The organism is Streptomyces sp. NPDC001415, assembly GCF_053597395.1.
Window position 1 is genome coordinate 92,275 of record NZ_JBSFIE010000014.1, and the last position, 22,298, is coordinate 114,572.

Below are 22,298 nucleotides of genomic sequence, written 5' to 3' on the forward strand. Positions count from 1 at the left end.
GGGGTGTGAGGCGGGGGGTGTGCCTGTGCTTGGGCACCCCGTGGCCAGGATCTGGACCGGGCGGCCGGCTCGGCGCCCGGTCCTGGTGGCTGGCCCGTGCCGCTACAAGGGGCTGATAGCCCTGTAATCGTTCGGGCCGCGCCGACAACGCGGACCCCCTCGGCGACGAGCTGCCGGGTGATCGCGAGGCCGACACCTCGGCTCGCCCCGGTGACGACAGCCGTCTTGCCGACGAGGTTGAGTTCCATGACAGACTCCTTGCAGATTCTTGAATCACAGGTACAAAATCAATGCGAAAAAAATTGAGCCGCCAGTCGAGTCGGCCGTCAGTCGGGATGGCCGTCAGTCGAGACGGCCGTCGATGGAGACAGCTGACTACAGCGACGCCATTGCGGCGTCCACGACCCGTCTCAGTTGCGCGGCGTCCTCGGCGGTCTTGGCCAGGACTCGCATGCCGATCACCGTCGCGAGCAACCAGGCGGCCAGCGCCGCAGCGTCGCGTCCGCCGTCGATCTCGCCCGCCCGCTGGCCTTCCTCGATGGTTGCCCGGAACGCGCTCTCCGTACGTGCGAACATCTTGCGCACGGTGCCGGCCGTCCCGGCGTCCGAGGGGGCCAGCTCGGTGGCGGTGTTGACCGCCATGCAGCCGCGTCGGTCCTGGTCGCCCAGGTCGAGCTCGACCAGGGCCTCCAGTGCGCCCCGCAGCCGGTCCTTCGCTGAACCGGGATGGTCGAGGAGATCCTCCAGCCAGGCGGCCTGTGAGTCGCGGTAGCGTGCCAGCGCCCGTTCGAACAATGCGTGCTTACTGCCGAACGTGTTGTACAGACTGCCCTTGCCGATGCCGATCTCGTCCACGAGGTCCTGAGGTGTCGTCGCCGCGTACCCCTTGCGCCAGAACACGCCCATCGCGCGCTGCACCGCCACGTCCGGATCGAACTGCTTCGGCCTGCCCATGCCGTTACCGTAACACCGTTTTTGACTTCGGGGTCAAATATGCGTCGCTTCTCGGAACCCGGGCTCGACGCGGCTTCCCGGCCCTTCCTCATCGGCCATCGGCCGCCGACCGTCGGCCTCCGGCGGCACGGGCTCGGCCTGGCCCAAGCCATGCGGCGGGTGTGGGCCCGTGCGGGATGGGCAGGGGTGGGAGGTGGGCTGACGCAGGCGCGGTGGGGCAGATATGCCGGATGTCGTGTATCGGAGGGTATGCGGCTAGGTGGAGTGTTGCGGCTGTCGGACCGTTCACCAGCCATTTGCCGAGGTCGGTTAGTGTGCATGGCTGAATGACACGAATGGGGGCGTAGTACACGGAGGACAGGGCTGTGTCGGACGAAGGGCGGCTGGTCACCGGGCGGTACCGGCTGGTCGAGCGCATCGGCCGCGGCGGTATGGGCACGGTGTGGCGGGCCGAGGACGAGGTGCTCGCCCGTCAGGTCGCACTCAAGCAGCTCCATCCGCAGCCGCACCTGTCCGACCACGAGGTCGCCACGCTGTACGAGCGCAGCCGCCGCGAGGCGCGCAGCGCCGCCCGCGTCGTCCATCCCAATGTGGTCGTCGTGCACGACGTCGTCGAGGACGACGGGCGGCCGTGCATCGTCATGGAGTACGTCGCCGCGCCCACTCTCGGTGACGCCCTCAAGGGCGGAAACACCCTGCCGCCCGAGGAAGCGGCCCGTATCGGCCTCGGGATGGTCGCCGCCGTCCGGGCCGCGCACGCCGCCGGTGTCCTGCACCGCGACATCAAGCCCGGCAACGTCCTGCTCGGGGCCGACGGCCGGGTGGTCCTGACCGACTTCGGCATCGCCCGCACCGCCGGCACCTCCACGCTTACACAGACCGGCGAGATGGTCGGCTCCATCGACTTCATGGCCCCGGAGCGGATCCGCGGCAGGCAGCCCGGCCCCGCCTCCGACCTGTGGTCGCTGGGCGCGACGCTGTACCAGGCGGTCGAGGGGAGGCCGCCGTACCGCCGGGACACCGCCATGGAGACGGCGTACGCGATCGCAGTGGACCCGCTGGAGCCGATGCGGCAGGCCGGCCCGCTGGAACCGCTCATCGGGCTCCTCCTCTCGAAGGACCCCGAGGACCGGCCCACGGCGGAGGAGACGGAACGCGCGCTGCTGGCCACCTGGTCCGGCGGCCCGACCGCCACGCAGCCGACCGCCACCCACGACGGGCCCGACGACAACCCGGACACGGCAGGGACGTCCCCGACGCGGCCGATCCCGCCTGCGCCGCCGGAACGGGGCGGCCGGGGCCGGAAACGAGGCCGCCGCCTCCTCGTGGCTGCGGCGATCGCCCTGGTCGCAGCCACCGCGGCCGGCGCGCTCTACGTGTCGTCGCAGCGCGGCAACGCTGATCTCGACGGGCGGAAGCCCAGCACCACACCCAGCCCGTCGGCCACGCCCTCGCCCATACCCGACGGCTACCGGCTGGTACGCGACGAGCAGCTCGGCGTCTCCTTCCCCATACCGGACGACTGGAAGCCGAAGCCGAAGACGGGTGCGGGCGGCGAGGTCACCTACACCGACCCGGCCGGCCTGGCCGGCATCACCATCGGCATGGTGGACCCGGCCGGCTCGCACCCCGTCGAACACTTCAAGGACATCGAGACGAACACCCAGGCCAACTACGCCACGTACCGCAGGCTGCGGATGCAGAAGACCACGTTCAAGGGCAAGCCGGCCGCGGTGTGGGAATTCACCTTCCAAGGTCGCGCCCGTACCTTCCACGCCATCGACCTCGGATACGGCACGGCGGGCGGCCGGGAGTACGACATCTACCTGTCGGCGCCGGACGCTCAGTGGGCCACCTACCGTCCCGTCTTCGACGCCGTGAAGGACGGGTTCACCGACTGACCCCCCTCCGAAGCAGATCGGTGTCGCGGGGTGGGTGACTCATGGGGCACGGCATCGAGGCGGTCGGTGTCATAGGCGAGGTGGGAAACCACCAGGACCGAACAGCCACTCTCCCGCAGCGATTTGGCGAGGTCCCAGAACCTCGGATACGTCTCCCAGTCGAAACCCCGGTAGGGCTCGTCGAGGAGCAGCAGCCGAGGGTTGTGCATGAGTGCGGGGGTGAGGCGTCGATCTCCTGCCGGGGCTCGACGGTGAGCAGGATGCGCCTGGCTTCGCGGTCTTCGAAGAGCCGCTGGGGGCCGTGCGCGAATGTAGGGGTGCCGAAGAACGCGCAGGGCGCGTACGCCACTTTCTTGCCGATCTGATGCGGCGTGCGGATGGCCCACACGTCCCGCGCGGCATCGCGTCCGGAGGTCTTGAATCATTCACTGATCGTGAACTCGTCGACGCTACGCCAGTCGACCACCGGCAGCATGTCGGCCGTCAGTTTCGCCTTACGAAAACCCATCTCTCACCCCTCCGTGCTCGTGCTCCCCTACCGTAACTACACCGAACCGGCAGGCAGCGAGGGGGCGCCGCCATTCCGCCACCAGGCCGCCGCCGTGCAACTCACGTTCACGGTGGAGGTCGCGTCGCGTCGACGAGCTCCGAGTTTCCAGTTCGGCATCCTCATCGAAAACGCCAGCCTCGCTGAGCTGTTGAGCGCGAACTGTGTGATTGTCGAGATGGCGCGACTCTCGTTCCGCAGAACGGTCGCGGCTCGCCCTGATCCATTCGCAGGGGCGAAATTCGGCGTGTCACTGACGAGTTGGGTCATATTCCGCATTAGTTTTCGTGGTCGTACGAAGTCGATCAACTTCTGGTCGCTTCCGTTCGACCTACCGGAGATGAAATTGCGCAAGCTTCGTAAGGCCGCCGTTGTGATCGCTGTCCTGGGCAGCGTTGGCCTCCTCGGCGCGGGCACCGCGGACGCCCATGGTGGGAGCCGGGGCGGGACGAACTCCTTCTCCGGCAATGGGGAAGACGGCAGGAAGGGTGACGTTTTCAACGTCTCCCAGGGCACCCAATGCCGGTCGCACGACCTGAACATCGACGTCCTCGGCGCGGTCGGCGTCCTCAACGGCGTACTGGGGGGTGCGCTCAACGGCGAGGGCAGCGCGGGCGCACAGCAGAACAAGCTGGGCTCCAGCATGGGTTGCAACAACGCCGCCTTCGAGAAGTAAGGACTGGCGGTCCCGGTGCCGAGCCGCTGTCTCGGCACCGGGACCCATCGAGTACTCGCTCTGTGGCGAGGCAGCGTGGCTGGAACTGTATCGGCTGCGCACCTATCTAGCTGCCTGCCTACCGTCCCCGCTCCCTCCGGCCGAGCATGACCGGCGGCCGGGCGGCCGGGTTGCGGCCATGGACCACCGCACTGGTGATGCAGGGGCTCAAGCACCGGCACATCCCGCCGGATCGGGGCGGGCGCCTACCTGCGGGTACGCAGCGGTGGCCTCGGCTTCGTCGTTCTGGACGACGACCCGGGCAACCCGGTGGTCATCGTCGGCTGTGAAGCCGCCCTCATCAAACCCCTCACATCGGCGAAGACGCGGGTCAACATGCTCATCGCGTCCGTCCGCGAGGTCTGCGAGCATGCCTTCGCGGCCGCGCCCGCGCGATGCCTCCGCATCTGCGGCGAACCAGCGTCATCATCCGCTGTCGCAAGGACACCGGGATGCCGCCCGGGGGCGACGCCATCCGCTGCCCCAGCCACGTTCTGCACGCCGAGCCGAACGCCCTGGTACCCCAACTCGCCTTTCCTTGCAGGGGATCGAAGCATCCCCCGCGCCGAGCCTCGGCGGAGTCGCACAGGACTGAGCCGGGCCAGCGGGGGAGTCGTCGGCGGCAGGCCGTCACGACGGCGGAGCCCAGGCCGAGGTGGCCGGCCCAGGCGCCGACGAGGAGCAGAGCAGTGCACCATCGCAGGCTGAGCCGCGTTTCTCGCCGCCCCCTCTGCGGCCGGATCGACCGTGTTCCCGAACCATCGGCGTGAGGTAATCGCACGCCGATACACGGGAGTTGTATGTCGAGAGGGCCGTCGTCACGCAAGCCGGGGCCACAGGCAAGCCGGGATAACCGGCAAGGATTGGACAACAGGGCCTCCGGGGTATTCGATGGCACCGCAACCCCGAGCCACCAAGAGGCCGTGCTCTCATGCATCCACCCGACCGAGATCGCCCAGCCGAGATCACTTGACCAGGGATCCTGTGCGATCAGTACCGTCCCTATGGCCGCCCATAGGAATACGGCGTATTAAGAGTCAACCTCAGTCGGATACAGGCGCCGTGTTGTACTCAAGGCGGCCTGTGCTCAAGGCGGCTGGGGCCACGGCGCGGGTGCTGCGAGCAAAGCGTGCCTGGATTGGTCGTTCGTACCGCCGGTGGACCAGTAGAGCCACCGCTTGCGCCGCCACCATCAGCCCTGCTGCAAACAGGAAGCCGTTCAGTACCGCGAACCGGTGATTGACGCCGACGGCCTGCCGGGCGGACATGAACAAGGGAAAGTGAACGATGTACAGCGCATACGAAGCTTCCCCCAGCGCGACCACGGCCGGCCGGGCGAGTAACCGGCTCCGGCCTTGGACATCGCGTACCGTCAGCCCGGCAATGATCAAGGAGAAGGGCACGGCATAGCTGGCTCCGAGGCAATATGTCAGAGGAAGGAATGGAGTTGCGGCGAGTACCGTCGCCAAGGCTCCGATACGGGTCGGCGCGTTCAACTGTGACCAGGCGCCCTCCTGGACGAGGCGCGCAGTGACGATTCCGAGCAAGAACTCCGTCAACCGCACGGGCGGGAAGACGTAGGCGAACCAGAGCGTGTTCAGGCCGAGTGGCCAGCCCGGGAGCGTTCGTCCGCCGAGCCCCATCGCCAGTGCGGGGAAGGTGAGGATCGCACAGGAAAGAGCCAGCCACGCGCGACGCAGCCCGGTCCGGGTCAAGCGGCGGACGACAGGAATCAGTACCGGGAAGAGCAGGTAGAAGAAGGCCTCGCAACAAACAGACCAGGACGGGTCGTTGAAGCCGTTGAATGCTTCCGGAACGGGCACCCAGACCTTCATCAGGAGCAACTCTGCTGCCCCGCCCAGCACGGTTGCGCTGCCATCGACCGCCATGGGGCTGGGGGCGGTCGCGACCACGAAGAAGATCGCGCCCAGAACCCACCCCAGCGCATGGTTGGGGTAAATCTTCCAAAAGCGGCGTCGCCAGAAGGCTTGGGCTCGTTCCCCCGGCCGGTACGACCAGGCAAGTACGAAGCCCGAGAGGACAAAGAACCCGGATACCGCGGAGGTGGCAAGGGGCGCCGCTGCGACGGAAAGCACGGCCTGCAGTCTTTCGCTGAAGAGTGCCGAACCCGACAAGGCATGGGCCATGAGGACACAGGCCGCCAGGAGGAAGCGCAAGCCGGTCAGTGACGGAAGTTTCTCAGAGCCGGTAGGGGACAGCATGAGACCGCGTCTCCTTCGCCCCGGGGCGGGATTTGATACCCAGTGAGCATTTGCTCCCGGAGGAAGGCGTTCAAATTCTCCCGCCGGCGCTGGAGTTACCCCGTTGGTCCCCTATCCTGGCGCACTCGACTTACATAACGCCTTGGTTGAGTATCGACGGCGCGCCTCATCACCCATGAGGGTGACCGCCGCCGGAGCCTTGCGCCGACTCGGACCTGGGTGGCGCACGGGCCGCAGCGTCGGCATGACGATCACAGTGAACGGCGATGGCCTACCAGCCGCGCGGGCACTGACCCCGGCCGTCCCGGCCGCCCTGCGGTACCTGGTCCGCGACGCGCTCGCACCATGGAAGGCGGAGTGTTCTGCGGGTCAGCGTGGATCTGCCTGTCCACGCTGACCCGCAACGGCGGCGCGCTGCGGCGGCAGTGATTGCAGGGCTCGCGCGGGACTTCGACGGCACAGGGCGGGCGCCGGTCCGGGGCGCGTCGGTGGTCAGTGGGTGCGGAACTCCTCGGCGGCCAGCAGCGCGGTGTCGGGGTCGTCGGAGAACAGGCCGTCGATGCCGGTCGCGAAGAGCGCCTCGAAGTACGCGAGCGAGTTGCCGTAGTCACCCGGGTTCGTGCCGACGCGGAAGTCCAACGGCAGGAAGCTGTTCTCGTTCCGCACGGTGTACGGGGTGAGGAACAGTCCCGCGGCGTGCGCGTCGCGGACGAGGGCGGTGGGCTTGCCGAGTCTGCCCTTGTCGTCCTGCGCGATGATCTGCGGCAGCCAGGGGCCGATGCCCTGGGCGAAGCCGGCGATCCACTTGAGCCCCTCGGGCTTGAGGAGGTCGGCGGTGGTGCGGGGGTCGCCCGACTCGATGAAGTCGGCGGGCTTGACGGACGGCTCGTCGACCAGGACCACCTTCGGGCACTCCACACCCAGTTCGCTGAGCCGCTGAAGGCTGCTGGGTTCGAAGGACTGCAGGAGGTTCGGGGCGTGCGCGGTGTGCCGGCCGTAGCGGCGCAGCAGCTTGGCGAGCGGCTCCTCGACGCCCAGGCCCAACTTGCGGAAGTAGGTGGGATGCTTGGTCTCGGGGAAGATCCATACGGAACGGCCGCGGCGGCGCCCCTCGCGCTCGGCCCACTGGAGGACCTCTTCGAAAGTGGGTACTTCCCAGCGGCCGTTGTACAGGGTGTTGTGCTGACGAACGTCGGGGATGCGCTCGTTGGCGCGCAGGGTCTTCAGCTCGCTGAGGGTGAAGTCCTCGGTGAACCACCCGGTGATCTTCTTGCCGTCCACGGTCTTGGTGGTCTTGCGGCCCGCGAACTCGTGGTGGTCGGCGACATCGGTGGTGGCGGAGATGTCGGGCTCGTGCCGGCAGACCAGGTGCCCGTCCTTGGTGGGGACGAGGTCACCCGCCTCGATGACGTCCGCGCCCATGTCCAGGGCGAGTTGGTAGGAGCCGAAGGTGTGCTCCGGGCGGTATCCGCTGGCGCCCCGGTGACCGATGACGAACGGCACGGGCAGGTCCGCGGGCCGCCCGGCGGGCGTCCGCCGGTGCTCCGGGGCCGCCGTACCGGCTGCGCTCGCCGGGCCCGCACTGGCGAACACCGCCGCTCCGGCGCCGAGGGCCGCGGCGCCCAGTACCGTCCGCCGCCCTGGCTCCTGCCGCTTCTCCATACCGTGCTCCTCGCTGTGCGTTGTCTTGCCATGTCCGGTGGGGCCGGACTTTTCGTGCCCATCCAACGTACGTAAGGCCGGTGTACGTAACCGGTGTACGTAAGAGGTGTCCCGAGACGTGTTCCGAGACTTGCCCCGAAAGGTGTCTTGAGCACGTCATCCGGATGCCCTCCCCGATCGTATGCACGAGCGGGCACCGGCGAGACGGGCGGGGTGGGTTGTGACCTCGGTCGAGAGGATCGCGCATCCGCGGTTCAAAACGGCTGATCACCGCGCATGAGCGGGCTGAAGTCGACGTCCAGGTGCGGGTCGTACACCTCGGGCTCAGGGTCGAGTTCGTGCGGCAGCCGCCCACTCGGCCTCGGCACGGCTCGGCGCCATGGACAGGGAGCCCCGGGCGGCGCACTGTGTGCGGATCAGCGGGCGATCGAGATCGCGAAGGGTGCGAATCCGCTGGACCGCATCACATGCGGTACGAACAGTATCGCGGCCTCCGTGGCGCGGGCGGTCTGGATCCCGCCGAGATCAGTGATCCACTCCTTGCGCCAGCCGAGGTCGGTGAGCAGGTCACGGACGGTCTGCTTGGCCTGCGGGTCCTCGCCGGAGAGGAAGGCGTCGGGTGCCTGGGCGAGCGTGGCCGGCGCGGTCATCACGGGGAAGAGCATGGTGTTGAGTGTCTTGACGACGCGCGTTTCGGGGAGCGCTTCCTGGAGTTGTTCGGCGAGGCTTGAGCCGGGGTAGATCAGGTCGCCGGGCAGTCCGTCCGGTCCGTCGACGGTGGCGTTGGACACATCGATGAGGATCTTGTCGCGCAGTTCCCCGCGCAGGGCGACGAGCCGGTCCAGCGAGCCGGCGCCCGGGGTGGCGTTGATGACGATCCGGGCTGTCCGGGCAGCGTCCGCGGCGGCGCCCGGCGCGCGGTCCGCCACGGTCACCTCATGTCCCGCCCGTATGAGGGCTGTGGCCAGGTTGCCGCCGACGCGGCCGTTTCCGAGAACTGCGATCGTGGTCATGATGATGTGGTCCTTCTCGTGGGTGCGGGTGGGGTGGTGCGCGGTCAGCGTGAGAGCGTGGTGACGGCCTCGGCGTGGACGCCGGGCGCGGCGGCCAGGAAGCTCTCGCTCTGCGGGGTCCAGGGGCGGCCCTCGGCGTCGGAGATCCGTCCGCCGGCCTCGGTGACGAGCAGCGCCCCGGGCAGCAGGTCCGCGCGGGCGCCGGAGAACTGCCAGAAGGCATCGATCCGGCCGGCGGCCACGTTGGTCAGGTGGAGGGTCGCGGGCACGGCGGTGCGGACGACGAGCGCGTCGAAAAGCATCGCGGTGATCGAGGAACCGACGCGCCTCACGACCTTCTCGTCCTCGTCCGGCCGGGCCTGGCTGGTGGCCACGATGCCCAGGCCGAGGTCCGCGGTGGGGGAGACGTGCAGCGGCCGGCCGTCGAGGTGGGCGCCCGCGCCGGTGAGCGCGGTGTAGGTCTCGCCGGTCAACGGCAGGTGGACCGCGGTGAGCACCGGCTGGTTGTCGCGTACGAGGGTGGCGGTCACCGCCCATTCGGGCAGGGCGTGCAGGTGATTGACGTTGCCTTCGGCCGGATCCACGACCCACCATTCGCCGGGCGGCAGCGCCCCGCCGTCCAGCTCGTCCTCCACCCACCCGGCGTCCGGGCGCAGTTGCGTGAGGCGGGGGCGCAGGATGTCGAGGGCCGTGTCGTCGTTGACGGCGAGCGCGCGCATTAGCTCTTCGCGGGTCTGGTAGCGGACCACGTCGCCGAAGCGCTCACGCAGCGCCGAACCGGCCGCGCGCACCGCGATCGCGGTCTGGTCGAGCAGGTCCGCGTCGGAGGCGGCGACGTCAGGGGTCTGAGGCGTTTCGGACATGGTGAACTCCCGCGTGAGGAAGGGGTGATGAGGCTGGTCGAGCCAAGCTGTGCGTTCCGTCTTGCGCTCTCCTCTCGAAGGTAAGCCACCCCTTCGTTAACTTCAAATGCATGTAAAGCACGGCTAGGATTACTCACATGCAATTGGATTTGAACCTGCTCACCGCGCTCGACGCGCTCCTTGAGGAGGGAAGTGTGGCCGGGGCCGCCGCGCGCCTGCACGTCACTGCCCCCGCGATGAGCCGGAGTCTGGGCCGAATCCGGCGTACGACCGGGGATCAGATCCTGGTGCGCACCGGCCGCACGATGACCCCGACGCCGTATGCGATCGCCGTCCGGGAACAGGTGCACGAGCTGCTGCACCAGGTCCAGGGGGTGCTGGCACCGAGCCGTGAACTCGATCTCGCAACGTTGGAGCGCACTTTCACACTCCGCTGGCACGATTCCCTGGTCGCCTTGAGCGGCCCCGCGCTGCTCGCGGCCGTGCGCGGACCGGCGCCGGGCGTGCGATTGCGCTTTGTCGCGGAATCGAGCGTCGACACCCCCGAGTTGCGGCGCGCCGAGGTCGACCTGGAGGCGAACGCCAACCCCCCGAGCGCACCGGACATACGTGCCGAGAACGTGGGCGAGACCCCCCTCGTCATCGTCGTGAGGCAGGGGCACCCCCTCACCCGCGTCCGGACCGTCACCGCGAAGCGGTACGCCGCCGCCGAGCACGTCAACGTCTCGCGACGTGGAAACCTCGGCAACGGCCTCGACGACGCCCTCGCGCGGCTCGGCCTCACCCGCCGCGTGGTGGCGACCGCGCCCACGGAAGCGGCCGCGCTGGAGTTCGCGCGCGACTCCGATCTCCTGATCAGCGTCCCCGAAGCCACCACGCGGTCAGCGGTCGCCGACCTCGGCCTGGTCGTGCTCCCCCTCCCGCTCGAACTGCCGTCGGCACCGATATACCTGTCGTGGCATCAGCGCTACGACACCGACCACGCCCACGCCTGGCTGCGTGGGCTGGCGCGAACCGCGCTAGCCGCGTGCGGAGCGTCGTAGCCGGTGCCGTCCGGCGGCTTCACCCATACGTCCACGCGACCACCTTGATGCCGCACGGCCGGCCGGAAACCGGGATCTGTTGTGCTGCCGGGCACGAACTCATGCGCGCGGCGTGATCGAAGACCACACGCCGAACCACTGCTCGGCGCCGTACGCCTCGAATCGCTGAGGGCCACCGAGGTAAGTACCCACCTCTGGCGAGGAGTTCAGCTCGATGTCGAGCCCACTCGCGTTATGAGCCCACTCGCTCCTCCACCAGCTGCTCCTCGATCAGATCCGCGGCGCGGCGGGTGCCGCCCTCGGCGCGCACCTCGGCCCACAGCCATGCCGAACTGGCGGCGACCTGCGGATCGCCGATGAGTTCCATCAGGGCCGTACGCAGTGCCGCCGCCGTGACGTTCGCGGTGTCGATCCGGCGGGCAACGCCCAGTTCGACCAGCCGGTCGGCGTAGAAGCACTGCTCGGGGCCGTGCGGCACCGCGATCACCGGCACGCCTGCGTACAGGCACTCACTGCTGGTGCCGATGCCGGTGTGCGTGACACAGGCGTCCGCCTGCTCAAGGATCGGCAGCGGTGCTGTCCACGGCCGCACTTCGAAGTTGGGAGGAATACGTTCCCCCAGCTCGGCCGGGTCGCTGCCACTGCCGATCTGGAGCACCACACGCCAGTCCGGAAGATCCGCGAAGGCCGCGACGCACTGCTGGTAGAGCTCCTGCGGCCCGGGGTAAACCGAGCCGAACAGCGACACCAGCAGCACCTTCTCCGCACCGGCCGGCCGTGTCCAGCCGCCCTGCTCCTCGCCGACGCCGAAGCACGGGCCGACGAACGACACCGCATCGGCGTCGACCCGGTCCGCATACGGCTGCATGGCTCGCGGGATCATGGCCAGCGCCCGCGGCGGCCGACCCGTGAACTCTTCCACGTTCGTGGTCACCGCACCGCACCGGTCCAGCCAAGCAGCGAACCGTGCCCGGTAGGCGGGACCTCCGGGCAGCCCGGCAAACGCCGCCCCGACCTCCTCCTGGGCTCCCTCCCACGCCACGTGCGTCGGCGACAGCTGGACGATGTCGCGGCCCTGCGCCTCGGCCAGCGCGCGGGCCGCGTACGCGCCGATGTCGTAGAGATAGAGGTCGGCCGGGGCGTCGTCGTACGCGGCGTGCAGCTGTGGCAGTACGGCCATCGCTTCGTCGAGGAAGAGGGAGGCGGCGGCGATCGGGTCCTGCGGCCAGTCGCTGTCGGCGACCGGCAGCGTGGAGGTCAAGCGGACCATCTCGGCACCGGTGTCCTTGATCAGATCGGCCACGTGGTCGGCGTTGGCGTACGTCACGCGATGGCCGCGGGCCACCAGCTCACGGATGATCTCCAGGCTGGGCAGCACATGGCCGACCATAGGCGTGCCGATCATGGCGATATGGGCAGGACGGGGCATGTCGGGACTTCCTTAGATTGAGGCCTACGGTAGGGAAACGCTGAGGGGTGCAACTGGGCAACGCGGCAGTGCGCAACAGAGCAACGAAGCGCGCGGCGCCTGGGACACTCCTGCGCGAGCGGGGCGCAAACGGCATGGTGCGCACTACGGCGCTCGCGACGTCGCCCTAGTGCGGAACCTGGCCTTGAGCCGGGCGCGAGCTCCTGAGGGCGCCGTTTTCAAGCGCACGGCAAGGCCGGAATTAGCCATTCCGTCCAAGGTCGGTGATCATTCGGTCCGCAGGCCTGAAGTTCCTTACTGCGGGCCTGTATTACGTTCATGCTGCCGCGCTTGTCAGGCACCTTCAGGGGGAACCGTGCCCGCTCAACCCACCACAAACACGTCTAGAAACATGCAGGGCGCGCGGAGCGCGTCAAACGCAGGAGGAGCTCCCGCCGATGAGCGCCCGATGCCGCCGGCCCGGTCCGGGGGCGCCGCCGCGGTCGGCTGGGTCCTCACCATCGCCCTCAATGTGGTTGCTCCGATCCTCACGTACAACACACTCCACGACCACGGCTGGAGCGAGTTCACCGCGCTCCTGGCGGGGAGTGCCTGGCCGGTGCTCGACAGTGTCTTCCACCTCGTGTGGCGCCGCCGTCTCGACGAGTTCGCCATCGTCACCATGGTGTTCCTGGTGATCACGGCCGTGGTGTCGCTCGTGGGGGCGCACTCGGCCCGAGCCCTGCTGCTCAAGGACTCCGCCGTCACGGGGCTGTTCGGGCTCCTGTGTCTGGCGACGCTGCTGGCTCCACGCCCGCTGATGTTCTACTTCGGCCGCAAGTTCGCGACCGACGGCACAGCCGCGGGCGCCGCCTGGTGGAACGGCCTGTGGCAGTTCGAAGGATTCCGTAAGACCGTCATCACCATGACAACGGTCTGGGGTGTGGCCTACTGCCTGGAGGCCGTGACCCGGATCGGGCTCGCGTACGCGCTGAGTACGGACACCATGGTGACCCTCAGCCCGTTCATGATCTACGGCGTTCTCGGCGCCCTCGTCGTGTGGACCACCCTGTACGGCAAGCGGTCGCGCCGCAGAGGTGAGCAGCTCGCCGCCGCGGCCGCTGTCCAGAGCTGACCGGCCGCGCCCAGCCACCATCGCGCCCAGTCACCATGGTGGGCGCGGGAAGCCGTAAGAGCCTGTGTCTGAAACCCGTCCGGATCAGACGCAGGCTCTCGGCGTCCGACCGCCAACGTCCCCCCGTTCAGGGGCCGATCTGGCGCTTCTCGCGCAGTTCACCGAACAGGCTCGGACAGGCCTGTACGAAGTGCTCGGCGCTGGATTTCAGGGGTGGGCGCTCACTCCGTGGTCGTGGGGGTAAAGGCGGGCGAGCGGTTCCAGTTCCCATTGCCCCAATTGCCGCCCCCGAGGGGACCCACCTGGTTGGAACCCCCGCCGCTGCCAACGGTCTGGGTGATGATGCCGTGGGGTTCGCCGTCGGCGGCGGCTGTTGCCGCAGTGGCCAGGACGGTGACAGTAGCCAGGGCAACAGCGGTGAAAGTGGAATGTACTCGCATAGAGCTCTCCTATGGGTGGATACGGGACACTCTTCCCGGCCGCCTGGCATCCATACCGTCAGGAATCACATGTACACGGATGGGTGATGGCGTCCCCGGGGCGGCTGTGAACGACCCGGCGCCCATCGCGACTTGGGCGACGAGTTCCGGCGGCGTATCGCCCACCAGCGCGTAGTCCTCTGACGTGTGTCCGGTGTGCCCGCACTACTGGAGCCGGACCCCTCTCCTCGCCAGATAGGTGACCGGATTAATGTCCGACCCGTACCCGCGCCGGGCCCGGATCTCCAGGTGAAGGTGGGGTCCTGTCGCGCGGCCGGTTGCTCCACTGTTGCCGAGCCGATTGCCGGTGCCGATGCGGGCGCCTTGGCGTACGGCGATGTGGGAGAGGTGCCCGTACACCGCGTAGTGGCCGTCCGGCAGGCGCACCGTCACCGCGTTGCCGTACGCCCCGGACCAGCGCGCGAGGACCACTGTGCCCGCGCCGACGGCGTACACCGGGGTTCCCTTCGGCACGGCGAGGTCGATGCCGGTGTGGTGGCCGCCGAGCCAGTCACCGCGGACTCCGTAGCGCGCGGTCACGCGGTAGCGCCGGCGGAGCGGCAGGGCGAACTGGCGTGGAGGCCCTTCCGGGGCGAGGACGCGGGCGTCCGGGACCTCTGCGTCCGCCTCGGCGAGCGCCGCCTCGAAGTCCTCGTCGAAGTCGGCGTCGCAGCAGCCGTCTGGCTCCGCGACGGCGTGCGCCATGGGTCCTGCCGCGGTGAAGGCGCCGCCGGCCAGGACGGCTGCCGCGATGCTGAGTACGTCACGTCGTGTGCTGCCCGCTTGGCGCGGGCTCTCTATGTCGTAGCCCATGCCCGACAGCCCAACCGCGATGAGCCCGGTGCGCACGCCTGACTGCGCCGCATGGCGTAACGCCCTCACCACGGCATTCGGCCGTCGGAGTACACCCGTGTGCCCCGGGGGACACCTTCATCTACTCGCCCAACCTGCATGGCCGCTATGCAACGTGCCGATCTGCTAAGGCAGTTGACAGCCTGGGCACCGCACGCTGCCCCGGGTCCCGCCCGCCTGCTGCGCCGTGTTTGTGGCGGGGCCGACCGCTCTGGCGACGGCTCGACGGATGCGCAGGGTGCCGCAGAGCACCCGGCAGCGGCGACCGGCCCGTACGGAGTGAGGCGCTTCCGCCGCAGTGGGCGGAGCCGTCCGGACGACGGCGACGCCGAGGGCAGGCCGGATGATGGCTGCCCGATCTCCCCGTGATCCGACGTGGGTCGGTGGGGGCCGGTCGGTCAGTGCGCCAGCGGGCGGGAGTGTCTGCCCGAGGCCTCGTCGATCTCGGTATGTGCCTTCTGCAACAGCTGCGACGCGAGATCCATGAGCGCACGTGCACCCGCGATCTCTTCTCCGACCCGTAGCTGATCCGGGTCGGCGGGGTGGCGCATGGCGTAGCCACGTGCCTTGATCTCGGAGCCGTCGGCAAGCCTGATCAGGGCCACCGCGCCGGTGCGGTTCCCCTGTTCGGAGAACTCCAGCTCCACATGCCATCCGACGAGCGTGGACATGGCACACCACCTCCAGGCGCCCCCCTGCTGTCTCCAGCATGCGCTCCCGGCGATTCAAGTACGACCGGAGCCGCGGCCACCCCTGTCCGCCGAGGACGAGGCGCCTGCTGTCCAACCGGAACAAGCCGGAACAAGCCGGAACAAGCCGGAACAAGCCGGAACAAGCCGGAACAAGCCGGAACGATTGGAAAGCTGAGACGGCCCGATGGGCGGCTGGTGGCCCGGGCCGCTCGCCCCTCAGTCGAACGCGGAGAACGAGCCCTCTTCCCTGTTTCTCTGGGCACGACGCACCTCGCTCCAGTCCAGTGCCTGTCGCGCCTCGTGCTGAGTCTGCTCGGCCACCGTCCGGGTCTCGGTCAGGACGTCGCCGCGTTCGCGGACCAGGCGCTGGTAGATCGGTGGATGGGATGTCTCCGTGGGGTTCATGAGGCTTGATCTTTCCCGTTCGCCGTGGATCTGTCAGCCGGCGGGCCCGTTTCGTCCTGTGACGTCGGACTCAGCCGGCCGGGGTCTGTCACCGACCGGCTTGGCTCAAGCGTGGTGGCGGGGAGTGTGGGTGGAGGAGCCGGGGTTCCGCGCCTGTCCCGGGGCCCGGCCCCTGCCCCCCTGTTCACTGCCGGACCGGCGGCGGTGGCAGTGCCCTCGCCGCCGGCCGAGGAAGACGCCAGGCGCAGCACCCCTCACGGTCCTGCCGGTAGGGGACGGCGGTGAAGCCTTGGGAGAGCGCAGGCCGCCGCGAGTGAGAATGGGCCCCAGGGTGAGGGCGACGGCCTTCCCGGTCAGCCTCCGTGCACGGTGAGCCGGTAGCCCTCGGGGCCGGTGAAGGAGAACGTCGGCCCGAACGGGCTGTCCTGGAGCGGGGTGACGCCCTGAGTGCCGGCCGCGAGGAGCTGCTCGCGCAGCGCCGGGGCGTCGGTGCTGCGCAGCCACAGCGCCACACCGAGACCGGGACGTGCGACGGCGTCCAGATCGACGTCGGGCAGCGGCTCACGCACGGCGAACGGGATCGGGGTGGTGGCGAAGACGACCGCGTGGGCCGGCCCATTGGGGTCCCGGCGCAGTCCGAGCTTCTCCTCGAAGAACGCGGCCGCAGCCGGTACGTCCCTCACCTGCAGGGCGACGAAATCGGGGCCTTCGACGGTGGCGGTCATGGTGACTCCAGAGGATGGTCGCAACAACTTGTATGTCAGAGCTTTGACATAAGAGAAGGTAGACGTCACTTCCGTGTGTGTCAAAATGCTGACATGGAAGATCGTGCGTCAGTGTCTGCGCCCCATCCAGCGAAAGACATCACCGAACATGTGGGATACCGCCTCAAGAAGGCTTCGGCTGCCTTGCGCGGCGCCATGGACAAGGCTCTGCGCGAGCATGACCTCACCGTCCCGCAGTACTCCTGCCTGGAACTCCTCGATGAACAGCCCGGCCTGTCCAACGCCGACCTCGCCCGGGGCACCTTCGTCACCCGACAATCGGCCAACGTCGTTCTGCGCGGTCTCAAGGACGCCGGCCTGATCACCCAGGCCACCAGCACCGACCACGGCCGGGCCCTGCCCATCCACCTCACCGCGGCCGGGCAGCGGCGTCTGCGCGCCGCCCGCGGCGTCGTCTACGCCATCGAACAACGCATGATCCAGAACATCCCCGCGCGGCGGATGACGGCGCTCCTGGCCGACCTCGACACGATGACCGAGGCCCTCGGCGGATGACCGCCCCCCGGCCCTCACGGACCGTCCTTTTGGGCGACCCGTCGCCTGGGCGCGGCGAGGACCGCAACATCGTCTGGGCCTCGGGGCAGCTACCCCGAGGCCCGCACATCAGCGCCGTCTCACAGGGCGAGCCGGGGGCGTTGAGCGCGGCACGGCTGTCGGGGCGGGCGGGTCCTGGGTGGCTGCTCGATGGTCACCCAGGACAGCCGTGGCTACGGGCGGAGCACGATCTTGCCGTGGGTGTGCCGCCGTTCCAGCTCGCGGAACGCGTCTCGCACCCGTTCCAGCGGGTAGGTTCGGGCGATCGGCACCTCCAACTGCCCGCGCGCGGCGAGCCGGGCGAGTTCGCCGAGCACGACCGCGCACGCCGCCGATCCTTCTCCGTAGGTCCGCGCACCGACCCTGGCCGCGGCCTGCCAATCGCTGATGGTGTTGATCCGCTCGGGCCACACGCCCAGCTCCACGGCCAGATCCACGTAGCCGTCACCGAACGTGTCGATGAACGCGTCGACGTTGCCGCCGGAAGCCTGCCGGATCCGATCGGCCACGCCGTCCCCGTACTCGACCGGGACGACACCGCGCTCCTTCAACCAGGCGTGGTTCAGCTCGCTCGCCAGCCCGATCACCGTGGCGCCACGCCGCCGCGCGAGCTGCACGGCAAGAGACCCGACGCCGCCCGCCGCGCCGGACACGACCACGGTGTCGGCCGGTTGGGGGTCCACCGCGAACACGGTGGCGTATGCGGTCGTGCCCGCCACGTACAACGACCCTGCCACGTCCCAGGACAGCCCCGCTGGGCGGGAAACCAGGTTCACGTCGTCGACCACGACGAACTCCGCATGGCTCGCCCTGTTATGGGTGAAGCCCAAGACCTCATCGCCCACCGCGAAGCCGCGCACCCGCGAACCGACCTCCACCACGACGCCGGCCAGATCGCTGCCCTGCCCGGAGGGGAACGTCGCCGGCCAGCGTTCGTGCAGCGCGCCCGTGCGGATGTTCACCTCGCCGGGCTGGATCCCGGCCGCGCGGACCTCGACCAGCACCTGCGCGGCGCCGGGCACCGGCCGCTCCACCTCTTCCACCCGCAGCACATCGATCCCGCCGTACTCGTGGAACCGCACAGCCTTCATCACGTGATCACCGCACTTCGTCGTTCGGAGTCGTTCGGACAGACCTTGGGCGGCCACGCGCCGGACGACGAAGCCTCGACCGTGACATCGCGTTCAACGATCAGGAACGCATGTGTCTTCCCAGAAACACCGCCGACGCCCTAGCCGTGTTCGTCGTCCAGTCCGTCGCGATCGCGTTGTGTGCCGCCGCTTCACGGTCGGGATCGACGTGGGGGACTGACGCCGGGAGTGGGCTCCGGCTGGAAGGGCTACTCAGTGGAGTTCGTGGAGAGTGGATGCTGAGCCGATGGGCTTGCGGACCTCGGCGCGTACTTTGGCGGTCAGTTCGGCGGCCCCGTTGACATCTACGTCGGCGGTTTTCTGCCCGGCTGATGCGGGGCTGACGACCCCGAGACTTGCCACGGTGTTGCTGTCGCCCCAGGCGCACATCGGGAAGGTGACGCTGAGTACGCCCTGCGACTTGGTCAGCACCTGGCAGAAGATCTTGACGTCCGAGCCCGCGGGGGTGACGTCCCTGGGTGGCGTCACGATGGTGACGCCGTCGACTCCCCTCGCGCCCCGCAGCATGCTGCCGCGCTGCCGTTCCGGTGCCTTCACCCTGCCGTAGATGCCGGACAGGACTATTGATGTGCCGTCACCCTTGGCTCCCGAGTACTGGCCCGCGGCCGACTGGGGGTCGCGGATCTCCGCCTGCGAGGCACCCTTGAGGCTCTCCCTGCCGCGCTCGGACATGTCCTGTGCCAGTGTGTACTGGCCGTTCAGGAGCGTGGCCGGCACGTCGAGTCGGTACTCGGCTTCGGGGAAGCCGCTGGCCACCCCAGCGAGCCTGCTCGCGGCGAATCCCAGACCGCCAAGTACCACCAGCACGACCGCGATGACGCCGATCACCAGACCGGCCCGGCTCTTGCGCGGCGCAGGCGGCCCCATCGGCGGCATTCCCCAGCCCTGCTGCTGCCCGAACGGCTGCTGAGGGAACCCCTGTTGGGGGTACTGCTGCTGCGGCCAGGACTGCTGCGCACCGTACCCGTAGGGGCCGGGTGCCGGCGCTCCGGGCGGCGGGGTGCCGTACGGGCCTTGGGGCTGCGGAGCGTAGGGACCTGACTGAGGTGACGGAGGTGGCATGGTCATGTACCTGACGCTACTTCACCTCGACGACGGTGCGACGGCCGGCTGACCTGCGCGTGGCCCCCCATGACATTTGTCCCGCGGGAGTCGGGATTCTTCGCTCTGCCGCGGGCCCTGCCCCGGACGGGAGCATCAGTGATGTCGGCAAGGGGTCGGCGGATATTCGGAAGACGTGAGGGGAACGCCATGAGTGCCACGGTTGTGATGGAGAAGCCGGTTCAGATCAACACCGAGGTCGAGGCCCCGGTCCAGGCCGAGGGAGTGGGCCTCAAGGGTCTGCCGAACTGGTACTTCCCGCTGGTGGGGCTCTTCGCGGGGATCTTCGACATCGCCCGCGCTTACCCGGTTCTGTATGCGCTGATTCCGGTGGTTGCGATCGTGCAGATCGTGCTGGCGTTCACGGTCCTGCGGGCCCGGATCCGCTACATGAAGGCGCTGTGGAAGAACAAGCGGACCCGGTTCCTGGCGATCGGTCTCCTGGCCGTCCGGTTTGTCATCCGGTACGGGCTCGGTGTCGCCGGTCTGGCGCTGGGCGCGGCGACCGGGCAGCTCACGCTCGGCATCGTGATGGCGGTCATCGGTACGGCGATGGCGTGGGGCGACCAGTGGCTGATCCTCCGCACCCTCAAGCACGCCCAGAATCACGGCGCTTGACGGGTAGTCAGGTCGTTCGACAACCCCTCGTCCGCGAACTCGACAGGGCCCTTGCCGCATACAGCGGCACGGGCCCTTCGCGTCTGCATCGGCGGGTCCGGTAGGGAAAGGCGCGACCCGGACGCGCTCCGGTGCTGAGTCCAGGGCCTTGGAGCCGAGACGGCCGCGAGCGCGGCGCCTGTCTTGCCGCGCTGAGTGACGAAGGCGTCGGACCCGAGTCGGCGGTGATCCCGTGAAGCTCGTCGGTCTCGGACCATGCCCGGGCGGCTTCGGCCAAGTCGTCATGCGAGGCGGAGGCCAGGGCTTCCGGCAGGGTGCAGCTCCGACGGCGATACGCCGCACGCCCTGGGCGTCCGGTTGAAGCCAGGGTCGTCACTACTGCCGCCGAAACCCGCAACGCCCTGGCCATCCAACGTCGTCCGGATCTTCAGTGAAGCGCCCATGTCTCACATGCCCGGCAGGCGCCGAGGCGTGCGGCACCAGGTAGCTTCTTCGTCAACATCCGCTCCCCAGCAGGGGATCCGTGCCTACGGCAGCAGCGGCCACTACGGCGTGTCCAGGGCTGTGTTCGTCCACGTGGCACGCAGCGCCTTCTTGTCCACCTTGCCGACCTTGGTTGTCGGCAGCTGGTCCAGCAACACCGTCCTCCGGGGCGTGTACAGCTCTCCCAGCTCGGCGGTCACCGCCGCGCCGACCGCGTCCGGGTCGACGTCAGCGGCCTCGGCCGTGGCCAGGAAGATCTGTACGGCCTCCCCGTACTCATCGTCCGGCACGCCCAGTGCCGCCGCGTTGCGCACGCCGGGGAGTGTGAGCAGGAAGTCCTCCAGGACCCGGGAGTAGACGTTGTCGCTGGTGCTGCCGGTGACAATGATGTCCTTGGCCCGGTCGACGAGATAGAGGTACCCCTCGGCGTCGAGATAGCCAAGGTCGCCGGTACGCAGCCAGCCGTGGTGCAGCGCCGCCGCGGTACGCTCCGGGTCCTCGTAGTAGCCGAGCATCACCGTCTCGCCCCGGACACACACCTCACCGACCTGCCGCACGGGCAGCGCCACCGTACTGTCCTCGCCACGGATTTCGATCTCGGTGTCGGATATCGCGCGACCGCAGCTGCGCCAGAGCTCGGGCCGCCGGGCTGCCTGCGAGGCGAGGTCCTCCGCACCGAACGCGGCGATACCGAGCGCCTCCGACTGCCCGTAGCCCTGGCTGAGCACCGGCCCGAAGACCTCGACCGTCTGCTGCAGTCGACTGGGCGACGAGGCCGCGCCGCCGACGACGATCCGCCGCAGAGCGGGGAGGGCGCCCGGCACACACTCCGGGTGGTCGAGAAGCGCGTACAGCATCGGCGGTACGAACATGGTGGCGGTGATCCGCTCCTCGCGCAGCACCGCGAGGGCCGCACCTGCCTCGAACTCGGGCAGCACGACGAGGGCGGCCCCTGTCAACAGAGCCTGGATCGAGGTGAGGTGGCCGCTGCCGTGAGTCAGCAGCGTGGCGGCGAGTACCCGGTCCGTGCCCGGGTTCAGGGTCGGGAAGAGCGTGGGGCGGACGTCCTGCGGGGTGTCCTGCGCCCAGTCCACCAGCATGTTGTAGAGCCGGTGGCTGTGCGCGGCGAGTTTTGGACGGCCCAGGGTGCCGCCGGTGTAGAGGACGGTGACGGCCTCATCCGCGGCCGGGGCGGGCACGCCGTCGGGGCGTACCGCCGGGCACTCGGCCGCCAGGGCCAGCAGGTCCTGGCAGTCCTGCTCGCAGGGGCCGAGGCTGAGCAGCATGGGGGCGTGGACGCTGCGTCCGGCCGCGTCGGCGGCCCGCTGCGCGAAGAGCGGGTCGGTGACCACGGCGCGCGCCCGGGACTGCTCGACCAGCGCGGCGAGTTCGCCGGGCCCCGGCTCTGGCGGCAGGAACACGACACGGCAGCCGATGAGATGGACCGCGAGCTGCACCAGGACGGAGTCCACACGATTGGCCAGGAACAACCCCACTCCGTCACCGGGTGCGAGCCCCTGCCGGCGCAGCGCCTGCCCCAGCCGGAACAGCCGCCGCCGGGCTTCGACCCGGGTCAGCCGCTGCGCACCCTGGACGAGCGTCTCGGCGTCCTCGTCCTTGTGCCAGTGCTCCAGGATGTGGTCCACGTACGTCCGGGGCGAGGATGTTTCCTGTGTGTTAACGATCATGGACACATGCAAACATACCGCTCGGGATCCGTAACCTCACAGGGGGG

At 69.0% G+C, this 22,298-nt stretch carries 19 protein-coding genes and 2 pseudogenes; 6 read left to right on the plus strand and 15 right to left on the minus strand.

The genetic code is table 11. From position 1 onward, the window contains the following. Window positions 1-122 precede the first annotated feature (122 nt). Window positions 123-248: pseudogene (locus tag ACWC2B_RS20365) on the minus strand (SDR family NAD(P)-dependent oxidoreductase); the annotation flags it as partial. Window positions 249-375: 127 nt separating this feature from the next. After that, window positions 376-954 (minus strand): TetR/AcrR family transcriptional regulator, encoded by a 579-nt coding sequence (locus ACWC2B_RS20370; RefSeq protein WP_450718445.1) that lies wholly within the window; start codon window positions 952-954, stop codon window positions 376-378. Window positions 955-1,319: 365 nt separating this feature from the next. Here ACWC2B_RS20370 and ACWC2B_RS20375 point away from each other — a divergent pair, with 365 nt between their 5' ends. Then, complete coding sequence (locus ACWC2B_RS20375) at window positions 1,320-2,855, plus strand: serine/threonine-protein kinase (RefSeq protein WP_450718447.1); 1,536 nt, start codon at window positions 1,320-1,322, stop codon at window positions 2,853-2,855. Here the strand turns inward: ACWC2B_RS20375 and ACWC2B_RS20380 are convergent. Beyond that, a pseudogene (locus ACWC2B_RS20380) lies at window positions 2,810-3,079 on the minus strand (hypothetical protein); the annotation flags it as partial. The gene ACWC2B_RS20375 and the pseudogene ACWC2B_RS20380 overlap by 46 nt on opposite strands. A 669-nt stretch (window positions 3,080-3,748) precedes the next feature. Here ACWC2B_RS20380 and ACWC2B_RS20385 point away from each other — a divergent pair. Then, window positions 3,749-4,078, plus strand: coding sequence for a hypothetical protein (locus ACWC2B_RS20385; RefSeq protein WP_450718623.1), 330 nt, complete (start codon window positions 3,749-3,751; stop codon window positions 4,076-4,078). A gap of 1,082 nt (window positions 4,079-5,160) precedes the next feature. Here the strand turns inward: ACWC2B_RS20385 and ACWC2B_RS20390 are convergent. From ACWC2B_RS20390 to ACWC2B_RS20405, 4 genes are all read right to left on the minus strand, one after another. Beyond that, window positions 5,161-6,339: an acyltransferase family protein gene (locus ACWC2B_RS20390; RefSeq protein ID WP_450718449.1), complete on the minus strand. Its 1,179-nt coding sequence runs from the start codon at window positions 6,337-6,339 to the stop codon at window positions 5,161-5,163. Between the two features lie 492 nt (window positions 6,340-6,831). Then, complete coding sequence (locus ACWC2B_RS20395) at window positions 6,832-8,001, minus strand: glycerophosphodiester phosphodiesterase (RefSeq protein WP_450718451.1); 1,170 nt, start codon at window positions 7,999-8,001, stop codon at window positions 6,832-6,834. Window positions 8,002-8,417: 416 nt separating this feature from the next. After that, window positions 8,418-9,014 (minus strand): NADPH-dependent F420 reductase, encoded by a 597-nt coding sequence (locus tag ACWC2B_RS20400; RefSeq protein ID WP_450718453.1) that lies wholly within the window; start codon window positions 9,012-9,014, stop codon window positions 8,418-8,420. A gap of 44 nt (window positions 9,015-9,058) precedes the next feature. Continuing rightward, complete coding sequence (locus tag ACWC2B_RS20405; RefSeq protein WP_450718455.1) at window positions 9,059-9,877, minus strand: 3'(2'),5'-bisphosphate nucleotidase CysQ; 819 nt, start codon at window positions 9,875-9,877, stop codon at window positions 9,059-9,061. 137 nt (window positions 9,878-10,014) lie between these two features. Between ACWC2B_RS20405 and ACWC2B_RS20410 the strand changes: the two genes are divergently transcribed. Beyond that, the gene (locus ACWC2B_RS20410) at window positions 10,015-10,920 is read left to right on the plus strand and encodes a LysR family transcriptional regulator (protein WP_450718457.1); all 906 of its coding nucleotides are present in this window, start codon (window positions 10,015-10,017) and stop codon (window positions 10,918-10,920) included. Window positions 10,921-11,152: 232 nt separating this feature from the next. Here ACWC2B_RS20410 and ACWC2B_RS20415 read toward each other — a convergent pair whose 3' ends face one another. Then, entirely contained in the window at window positions 11,153-12,349 is a 1,197-nt protein-coding gene (locus tag ACWC2B_RS20415) for a macrolide family glycosyltransferase (protein ID WP_450718459.1), read from the minus strand. A gap of 448 nt (window positions 12,350-12,797) precedes the next feature. Between ACWC2B_RS20415 and ACWC2B_RS20420 the strand changes: the two genes are divergently transcribed. Then, complete coding sequence (locus ACWC2B_RS20420) at window positions 12,798-13,463, plus strand: VC0807 family protein (RefSeq protein WP_450718461.1); 666 nt, start codon at window positions 12,798-12,800, stop codon at window positions 13,461-13,463. Window positions 13,464-14,107: 644 nt separating this feature from the next. On the opposite strand, the gene ACWC2B_RS20425 is transcribed toward ACWC2B_RS20420, so the two are convergent. The 4 genes from ACWC2B_RS20425 to ACWC2B_RS20440 all read right to left on the minus strand — a co-directional run bounded on the left by ACWC2B_RS20425 (window position 14,108) and on the right by ACWC2B_RS20440 (window position 16,616). Continuing rightward, a complete protein-coding gene (locus ACWC2B_RS20425; protein ID WP_450718463.1) occupies window positions 14,108-14,755 on the minus strand; it encodes a M23 family metallopeptidase in 648 nt (215 codons plus the stop codon). 437 nt (window positions 14,756-15,192) lie between these two features. After that, window positions 15,193-15,465: a DUF1876 domain-containing protein gene (locus ACWC2B_RS20430; RefSeq protein ID WP_450718465.1), complete on the minus strand. Its 273-nt coding sequence runs from the start codon at window positions 15,463-15,465 to the stop codon at window positions 15,193-15,195. A 237-nt stretch (window positions 15,466-15,702) separates the two neighbouring features. Then, window positions 15,703-15,891, minus strand: coding sequence for a hypothetical protein (locus ACWC2B_RS20435; RefSeq protein ID WP_450718467.1), 189 nt, complete (start codon window positions 15,889-15,891; stop codon window positions 15,703-15,705). Window positions 15,892-16,244: 353 nt separating this feature from the next. Beyond that, window positions 16,245-16,616: a VOC family protein gene (locus ACWC2B_RS20440; RefSeq protein ID WP_450718469.1), complete on the minus strand. Its 372-nt coding sequence runs from the start codon at window positions 16,614-16,616 to the stop codon at window positions 16,245-16,247. Window positions 16,617-16,709: 93 nt separating this feature from the next. Between ACWC2B_RS20440 and ACWC2B_RS20445 the strand changes: the two genes are divergently transcribed. Then, on the plus strand, window positions 16,710-17,171 hold the full coding sequence (locus ACWC2B_RS20445) for a MarR family winged helix-turn-helix transcriptional regulator (RefSeq protein WP_450718471.1): 462 nt from the start codon (window positions 16,710-16,712) through the stop codon (window positions 17,169-17,171). A gap of 212 nt (window positions 17,172-17,383) precedes the next feature. Here the strand turns inward: ACWC2B_RS20445 and ACWC2B_RS20450 are convergent, their stop codons facing one another. Both ACWC2B_RS20450 and ACWC2B_RS20455 read right to left on the minus strand, forming a co-directional pair. Continuing rightward, on the minus strand, window positions 17,384-18,301 hold the full coding sequence (locus ACWC2B_RS20450; protein ID WP_450718473.1) for an NADP-dependent oxidoreductase: 918 nt from the start codon (window positions 18,299-18,301) through the stop codon (window positions 17,384-17,386). Between the two features lie 252 nt (window positions 18,302-18,553). Further along, window positions 18,554-19,429, minus strand: a complete 876-nt coding sequence (locus ACWC2B_RS20455; protein WP_450718475.1) for a hypothetical protein — start codon at window positions 19,427-19,429, stop codon at window positions 18,554-18,556. A gap of 183 nt (window positions 19,430-19,612) precedes the next feature. Here ACWC2B_RS20455 and ACWC2B_RS20460 point away from each other — a divergent pair, with 183 nt between their 5' ends. Next, a complete protein-coding gene (locus ACWC2B_RS20460; protein WP_450718477.1) occupies window positions 19,613-20,080 on the plus strand; it encodes a hypothetical protein in 468 nt (155 codons plus the stop codon). Between the two features lie 545 nt (window positions 20,081-20,625). Here ACWC2B_RS20460 and ACWC2B_RS20465 read toward each other — a convergent pair. After that, entirely contained in the window at window positions 20,626-22,251 is a 1,626-nt protein-coding gene (locus ACWC2B_RS20465) for a class I adenylate-forming enzyme family protein (protein ID WP_450718479.1), read from the minus strand. Between the last annotated feature and the right edge of the window lie 47 nt (window positions 22,252-22,298).